Annotated in this window: 8 protein-coding genes; 3 read left to right on the top strand and 5 right to left on the bottom strand. The window is 53.2% G+C overall.

Features of this window, described 5'->3' with window-relative positions:
- Positions 1–404: IS5 family transposase (locus tag ABF979_RS15685; RefSeq protein ID WP_415560648.1), on the top strand; the 404-nt coding region annotated here is incomplete at its 5' end.
- Here ABF979_RS15685 and ABF979_RS15690 read toward each other — a convergent pair.
- The 4 genes from ABF979_RS15690 to ABF979_RS15705 form a co-directional block, all read right to left on the bottom strand.
- Positions 401–1,624: a hypothetical protein gene (locus ABF979_RS15690; RefSeq protein WP_415560649.1), complete on the bottom strand. Its 1,224-nt coding sequence runs from the start codon at positions 1,622–1,624 to the stop codon at positions 401–403. The two genes, ABF979_RS15685 and ABF979_RS15690, sit on opposite strands and share 4 nt — an antisense overlap.
- The gene (locus ABF979_RS15695) at positions 1,621–2,067 is read right to left on the bottom strand and encodes a three component ABC system middle component (protein WP_415560650.1); all 447 of its coding nucleotides are present in this window, start codon (positions 2,065–2,067) and stop codon (positions 1,621–1,623) included. Before ABF979_RS15695 ends, ABF979_RS15690 begins: the two co-directional genes overlap by 4 nt.
- Positions 2,064–3,287, bottom strand: a complete 1,224-nt coding sequence (locus tag ABF979_RS15700) for a hypothetical protein (protein ID WP_415560651.1) — start codon at positions 3,285–3,287, stop codon at positions 2,064–2,066. The genes ABF979_RS15695 and ABF979_RS15700 overlap by 4 nt, the downstream gene beginning before the upstream one ends.
- Positions 3,288–3,894: 607 nt before the next feature.
- Positions 3,895–4,731, bottom strand: a complete 837-nt coding sequence (locus tag ABF979_RS15705) for an alpha/beta fold hydrolase (protein WP_062014970.1) — start codon at positions 4,729–4,731, stop codon at positions 3,895–3,897.
- 95 nt (positions 4,732–4,826) lie between these two features.
- Here ABF979_RS15705 and ABF979_RS15710 point away from each other — a divergent pair, with 95 nt between their 5' ends.
- The gene (locus ABF979_RS15710) at positions 4,827–5,336 is read left to right on the top strand and encodes a MerR family transcriptional regulator (RefSeq protein ID WP_415560652.1); all 510 of its coding nucleotides are present in this window, start codon (positions 4,827–4,829) and stop codon (positions 5,334–5,336) included.
- Here the strand turns inward: ABF979_RS15710 and ABF979_RS15715 are convergent.
- Entirely contained in the window at positions 5,333–6,025 is a 693-nt protein-coding gene (locus tag ABF979_RS15715; protein WP_062014974.1) for a type 1 glutamine amidotransferase domain-containing protein, read from the bottom strand. The two genes, ABF979_RS15710 and ABF979_RS15715, sit on opposite strands and share 4 nt — an antisense overlap.
- 151 nt (positions 6,026–6,176) lie before the next feature.
- Between ABF979_RS15715 and ABF979_RS15720 the strand changes: the two genes are divergently transcribed.
- Positions 6,177–7,109 carry an SDR family oxidoreductase gene (locus tag ABF979_RS15720; protein WP_415560653.1) on the top strand — a complete coding sequence of 311 codons (933 nt, stop codon included), beginning with the start codon at positions 6,177–6,179 and terminating at the stop codon, positions 7,107–7,109.
- Positions 7,110–7,261 lie beyond the last annotated feature (152 nt).

Consider the following 7,261-nt stretch of genomic DNA (forward strand, 5'->3'; position numbering starts at 1 on the left):
CTCGCGGCGGCTATGGCACGAAAGTCTGCGTGATCGCTGATGGACATGGAAAAGCCTTCGGTTTTGCGCTGGCCCCCGGACAGGCTCATGAACTGCCCCTGGCACCAGCCATGCTCGACAACCTTCCCGCCATTCCCCTGTGGGTAGTGGCGGACAAGGGCTATGCGTCGAATGCCTTTCGTGAACGGATATGGGACATGGGAGCCCGGCCCGCCATTCCTGCGAAACGACGCGATGGGCCGGTCGCCTGCCCAAAATGGGCCTATCGGTGTCGACATCTTGTCGAGAATCTCTGGGCTCGCCTCAAGGAGTGGCGCGCTGTCGCAACCAGATACGAAAAAACAGCAACGTCGTTCCTCGCGGTCATCCACATCGCTGCCGCAGCAGACTGGATCAAGCCCTAACAGGCCCTAGCCTTGGTCTCACCAATGAAAATATATCTTTCTTTTTCGTTCTCAAAGACCGTGTCACTCGAAGGCAGTGCTTGCAGTTCACCCTGTAGGTGCTCGCGTTGACCTTCCAGCTTTTTGATTAACTCTCCGACGTTGCTGTCCAGAGGGTTTTTCTTGGATATCTCTATCTTGATTTCCTGCAAGCCTTCTTCAAGTCTCTCGAGGATTTCGAAAAAAACGGAAGTGCGCACGGTATCCGCGTGATTGTTCCGGAGAAAGGAGATCGGCTTTAGGCTATCGGCGGTTTCGGACAGAACATCCTTATGCTTGGTATATTCGCCTAGAAATTTGCGAAGTCCCTTGATCTTTCGGGAAACCCGATAGAGCTCGGCGGAGACCTCCTCGTATTTCCTCGAGACAAACAATTCCGGACCAGTCTCCCTTTCAACCACCATCCGTTGCAAAGTCGTCACCGCTTGCTCGGCATCCGAATTGTCGGCGATGAGTCCGTAGGACATTGCCCGGGAGGTCGTCTCAGCAAGCTCGCCGTAGAACGCCTCGCGATTTTCGTCTGTTTTTACCGATTGCTTCTGCAAGCGCGCTAAGCGCTTCTCAAGCTGCGCGCGCTTTTCGCGTTTGAGGATATTTTCTACAGTGTCGATCCCAACTGCGATGTCGAATATGCGCGGCAACGCTTCCCGGGTGCGGGGCTGATCCTGCTTGTCGAAAAATTGCTCGCTGTGGGTGATGATGTCCTGTGAAATCGTGTTGAACAGCAGGAAATAGCGAAGCGATATACGCGAACCTGTCTGCAGATATTGCCCACCGAAGGGGATCCTGACATCCTGATCGATACCGAAATCGGCGCCGAGCAGCACCTTCAGGGCCGGTTCCTGGATGTTTGCCTTCGGGGCTTTGTCGGGGATTTCACCGATTGACGAGAAATAGTAATCGCTTGAGACAGTTGGGCCGCTTGGCGCCCTTCTTGCCAGTGTATAGACCTTGTCGTTCACGTGGATTTTCAGGCCGTACCACAGAGTGTTTTCGTTGATGATGCTTTCCGAAATGCGATGCCGACTGGCAAAGAAGCAGTAATCGAAGATATCAAGGATTGCGGTTTTACCCGTGTGGCTGGCGCCCGTAATCACATTCACCTTGTTGGGAAGAAACGACAGGGTCCGGGTTTCACCACTGGCCAGCCAGAGATGAAGGCTTTCGATATGGAATTTCACAGTTCGATCCTCGCATTGAGGTAGAAAACGTCGACACTGCCCGAGATGAGGGCGGCGATGTTGGACGAGGCGCGATGAATCCGATCGGCCCGGTTGCCCATAGCTGCAGTGATCGGCAGCGGCGAGACAATCGCAGCGCCGTCTGCGCGAAATTCAAGGCAGCCAATCTCGTTCAATAGTTGAAGCGCATTGACGGTGGGGGCAAGACAGGCGCGATAGCGGTCGGCAAAGTTATAAAAATATTGCGTTTTCTCGATGAAGTACTGCTCAAAACTGACGACCCGAAATCGGGCATTTGCGAGTTGTCTTACCATATCGCGATGCGCGACAATCGGCAGGATCACCATCAATCGCGGGAACGTCAGAAATTCAGCTTTCTCCAAGACGGCTGAGATCGCGACAGCATCAATCCCCAGATTATTATAGAAGCTGCTCAGTTTCAATTGTAACGATCTTTCCAGTTGTGCAACCAGCCCATCACGGGCCGATCGGACAATTCGTAGAAGCCGCCGTTGCTCATCCTTATGGATAATTCTTGCGAAGCTAGGGGAAGTTTAACTTTGCGTAGTTCTTGAACGATATCTCGTGCCGCTGCCCCCCCCGCCGCCTCGTCTGGTGGTGGTTGGCGGCGGGGGTAACTCGCGGTGAAAGTGTTTTCCCAGTAAGCGTCGGCCTCTTGCTCAAGGTCATCGACATCGGACTGCGTTATGTCGCCGTCCTGGATCCATTGCTCGACATTATCGCGGAAATTCAATCGCAGGGTGGTGAATTTCGTCAGAATTTCGACGTCATCGGCTGCAATGTCGTCGATATCCACGAGTTGCTTGATGAACGTCTGGTCTGAGAGGTTTGCAGGAAGGGCTGATGTAAGATTTCTAATCACGAACCCCGCACTTCTCATTTTATCAAAGTCTCGCCGGTATTCGAGGTAGAATTGTTCAAAGCTGAAGCTAATTTTCTCTCCCGCTTTCACCCTCGCAAAGGAGTTCTCTCGAAGCTTGGAGTCCACGGCCTGAAACACGTCATCGACCCTAGTCGAGTCAATTTGCTTTTCCAAAATCGAGGCTTTGCACTGGGCGATGATCTCATCAAGGCCCAGCCCGAACGATAAATTCCGAAGGAATGCCTCCGATACACCAGGGGCAAGGTTCAGGAGATCGTCGATATATCCTTTGATGGTTTTGTCTTTGGTTTCAGTCTTGAGGGCGCGCATATCAGATATGAAATCCACGTGCGATTTCGTGGCATTACAGAACGCATCAAACGAAGACAAGAATGAGTTCCGGTCGTTGTTGGACTTGTTAGATGCGAGCAAAAAGGAGGTTTTCTTCAGAAATATCAATTGTTTATTAACAGATGAGCGCCCGTCTGCCGGATCTATAATTACTTTGCACCAATTGGAAATTGACTTCCAGAGATCAGGATCATGCGTGGTGAGGTTTCTAGGGGCGCCTTGCATATTTGTCTGGACGGTGTGCTTCAATTGGACGAGAAGTGTTTTGCCGTCCGCGCACTCGATGTGAACATCATCCAGAACTTCATAGCCTGCAGTTTGACCGCTCTTCAGGTTCAGGAGTTCATTCAGGAAATAGTAATATTGGTAGTCGAACCCGATTGACTTGTCTTCTGCGCTTGTCTTATCGACGCGCGACCTCTCGTTCATACCCCACCTATGGAACGTGGAGGAAATTACCTCCTGAAATTTTGAAATACTCTAGCATTGCGATAGTAGTAGTCAATTAGTCTGTCCTGCCTTTTGACACGACAGGAGGGAAAGAGAAATTTATCCCAGACACAGGCAATCCGAGAATACCCCGGGCAATGTGAATGGACGGCGGGTTTCAATTTGCAGATTGGGATGCCTAAACAGCAGCAATGTGGCGCTTGCTGTCCGGATGGTCAGACGCATACTAATAGCACTTGTTGGCGTGGTCGTGCATTCAAGTGCGTCTTGCTGAATGGTGAGATCTGGGTCGGCAACAGTCATGAACGTGAGAACTACGAATGACTGCTTTTGGTCGTCCCTTTCCCGAGAACAGACATTCCACTTCCCCCCCTGATCTGCCTGTCCGCTCATGGAACGTGAAGCGGACAGGCAGCAGACGCCTACATTCAAGACATTCCATCCGTCAGAGATATTTTCGTAAAGCCGACGTTCACTCCATATTTCAGCTCGGCCACATTGCAGGGCTGACTTCACGACAAGGTAGGTGAAGAGATGAAATCTCTCTCACCTAACCCTATGACATCACATCCTCATGCCGCGATCTTCAGCCGGTAATAAACGCCAGGATATCGGCATTGATGACGTCTGCATGTGTCGTGTGCATGCCATGCGGGTAGCCGGGATAGATCTTCAACGTGCTGTTCCGAAGCAGCTTGTCCTGAAGAATTGCCGCATTCTTGTATGGTACGACCTGATCATCATCGCCCTGCAGTACAAGCGTCGGCACGGTGATGACCGTCAGATCCTCGGTCTGATCCGTTTCGGAGAACGCCCTGATCCCTTCATAATGGGCCTTCGCACTCCCCATCATGCCCTGACGCCACCAGTTACGGATCGTCCCTTCGGAAATCTCGGCGCCAGAGCGGTTGAAACCGTAGAACGGACCTGTGGGGACATCGAGAAAGAACTGCGCCCGATTGGCTGCCAGTCCAGCTCGCAGTCCATCAAGCACTGCGATCGGGGCGCCTTCAGGGCTGCGCTCTGTCTGCACCATCAGAGGCGGAACTGCACTGATAAGTACAGCTTTGGCGACACGTCCCTGAGGCTGCCCATATTTTGCGACATAGCGGGCCACCTGTCCGCCGCCTGTTGAATGCCCAACATGGATGGCGTTTTTCAGATCAAGATGCTCGACGACAGCCGAAGTATCGGCCGCGTAATGGTCCATGTCATGACCGTCGCTCACCTGTGTCGAGCGTCCATGACCGCGGCGGTCATGCGCAATGACGCGAAACCCCTTGCTCAGAAAGAACAGCATCTGCGCATCCCAGTCATCGGCACTCAGCGGCCATCCATGATGGAAAACAATTGGCTGGGCATCCTTTGGCCCCCAGTCCTTGTAGAAAATCTCTACGCCATCAGATGTCGTGACGAAGGGCATGGTACTTCTCCTGCGCATTCAGAACTGATATTGCTCAGACGCTAACGTTGAACATAAGTTCAACGTCAAGGTGAATTTACAATAGAAGACTGAAGATGAAGATTGGAGATCTAGCCCGGAAAACCGGTCTTGCAACGTCTAAAATCCGGTTTTATGAGCGCATCGGCCTGTTGAAAACGGTCGATCGTCGTCCCAATGGCTACCGGACCTATCCACCGCAGGCCGTGATGATCCTGGGCCTCATTACAACGGCGCAGCGAGCGGGATTTACGCTGGACGAAATCCGCGTCTTACTGCCCTCTGATCTGACACATTGGGATCATACCGCACTGATGGACGCTCTGACTCGTAAGGTGGCGGATATTGAAGCCCTTCAGGCTCGCCTGGCCCAGAGCAAGGTTCATCTGCTTCACCTGATCGAAGATATTCAGGCACGGCCTGCTGACATGGACTGTGCAGCCAATGCCCATCGTGTCCTGACAAATATCATTACAGAGCCTCCCGGAGACCTGACCGTCACTTCAGACGATATACGCCTTCTGGACAAGACAGACCGCCGCCAGTCGGTAAATTCCGGCCCTCGTAAAAAGGCTGCCCTCCCTTAAGATCGTCCCAGAAGAGCTACGACTTTCGCTGCTGTCGCTCTGGCAGAAAAAGGGTTCTGTCCCGTCACCAGTCGTCCATCCGTCACGACATGAGACATAAACGGCAGGATTGCCTTTTCATATATCGCGCCCCGTGCCTTCACCTGCGCTTCCGCATTATAGGGGACCTCGCGCGCGACACCCGCCAGTCTCTCCTCGGTCCATGAAAACCCGGTAATCTTTCGTCCGCAGACCAGAAAAGAGCTATCCGCAAGTCGGGTGTTCAAAAGTCCACAGTAACCGTGGCAGACAGTGGATACGATGCCGCCCTTTTCCCAGATTGCCCTGGTGATGGTCTGAAGACCTTCACTGTCCGGAAAATCCCACATCACACCGTGCCCCCCGGTAAAGTAGATCGCGTCATAATCCTCGGGTCGTACATCATCAGGACTCCGCGTAGCGTCCAGCAAGGCCATTTTCGCCGGATCGTTTAGCCAGTCCTTGGCCGACTGATCGCACATGGGCCATTTCAAAGCTTTGGGCTCAAGTGGAACCTTCCCGCCCCGGGGACTGACAATGTGTTGTTCATACCCCTCAGCGGCGAACACATCCCAGGCATGTGTCAGTTCCGATAACCACAACCCGGTAGGATGCACGGGACTGTCGAAATGAGCGATGTTGGTGACAACGTGAAGGATACGGCGGTTCATGACTGGCCCCTTTCGTGTGGCAGGGTACTCCCCCCTTCCTGCTGTAACGTTTGAGCCTGCTTTAAGGTCAAGATGCTGTTTGACATTAAATCTGACTTCAACGTTAGGCTGCATGTCCAACAGTCGACAGACAACGCAAAGGCGAAGGCACATGCAAACAATTCTGGGCGCGAACGGTCAGATAGCCACCGAACTGGCGCGGAGCCTACGTTATCATCATACGGATGAACTGCGGCTGGTGAGCCGCAATCCCCGCAAGGTCAATGAAGACGACACCCTTATGACGGCGGACCTTATGGACGCCCGGCAGACGATAGAAGCGGTTAAAGGCAGCCAGACCGTCTACTTCACCGCTGGCCTGCCTCCAGATAGCAGGCTTTGGGAAGAGCGGTTTCCGGTCATGCTGAAGAACGCCTTACAGGCATGCCGAACGGCGGGCGCCAGTTTTGCCTATTTCGACAATACGTACATGTATCCGCAGAACAGCCAGATCCAGACGGAGGAAACACGCTTCGCCCCGGTTGGCCGAAAAGGACGGGTGCGCGCCGCAATGGCCTCGATGGTGCTGGAAGAAATGGCCCGGGGAGACATTCCCGTTCTCATCGCTCGTGCGCCGGAATTCTACGGCCCAGGGAAAACGCAGAGCTTCACCAACGCCCTGATCATTGACAGGCTGAAAGCTGGCAAAAAACCTCTGATTCCTGTCCGTGACGATACACGCCGGACCCTCATCTGGACGCCGGATGCAAGCCGCGGCCTGGCAACCCTGGGCAATACGCCGGACGCTTTTGGACAGACCTGGCATCTGCCGTGCTGTGATGATCGGCCGACCTATAAGACATTCATCACCATGGCGAGCAGGGTTTTCGGCCGAACGCCTTCCTATTCGGTCATCGGAAAATGGCCATTGATGCTTGCAGGCATTTTCTCAAAACAGGTGCGGGAGATAAGGGAGCTTCTGCCCCGCTACGAGCAGGACAACCTCTTTGACTCAACGAAATTCAAACGTCATTTCCCCGAGTTTTCTATCACGACATATGAAGAGGGGCTGGAACTGATCGGGAGGGAGCAGAAAGATCGATGAAGCCTTCCTTTAGGCGTTCAAGATCAGAACAATCATCGATGATGTGTCTGCTTCTGATTACTCAATGCCTATAGCGGACGTTCCGTTTACCCCCCATAGCAGCCAACCCGAAACATAGAGTGTCGAAAAAAGCTAATGGCTCCGCCCTCGCG

It is taken from the genome of Gluconobacter sp. (genome assembly GCF_047723935.1).
Lineage (GTDB): Bacteria > Pseudomonadota > Alphaproteobacteria > Acetobacterales > Acetobacteraceae > Gluconobacter.

Coding starts and splice junctions, on each gene's coding strand:
- ABF979_RS15700 (WP_415560651.1), bottom strand. CDS start 3,287: ATGAACGAGAGGTCGCGCGTCGATAAGACAAGCGCAGAAGACAAGTCA.
- ABF979_RS15705 (WP_062014970.1), bottom strand. CDS start 4,731: ATGCCCTTCGTCACGACATCTGATGGCGTAGAGATTTTCTACAAGGAC.
- ABF979_RS15710 (WP_415560652.1), top strand. CDS start 4,827: ATGAAGATTGGAGATCTAGCCCGGAAAACCGGTCTTGCAACGTCTAAA.
- ABF979_RS15715 (WP_062014974.1), bottom strand. CDS start 6,025: ATGAACCGCCGTATCCTTCACGTTGTCACCAACATCGCTCATTTCGAC.
- ABF979_RS15720 (WP_415560653.1), top strand. CDS start 6,177: ATGCAAACAATTCTGGGCGCGAACGGTCAGATAGCCACCGAACTGGCG.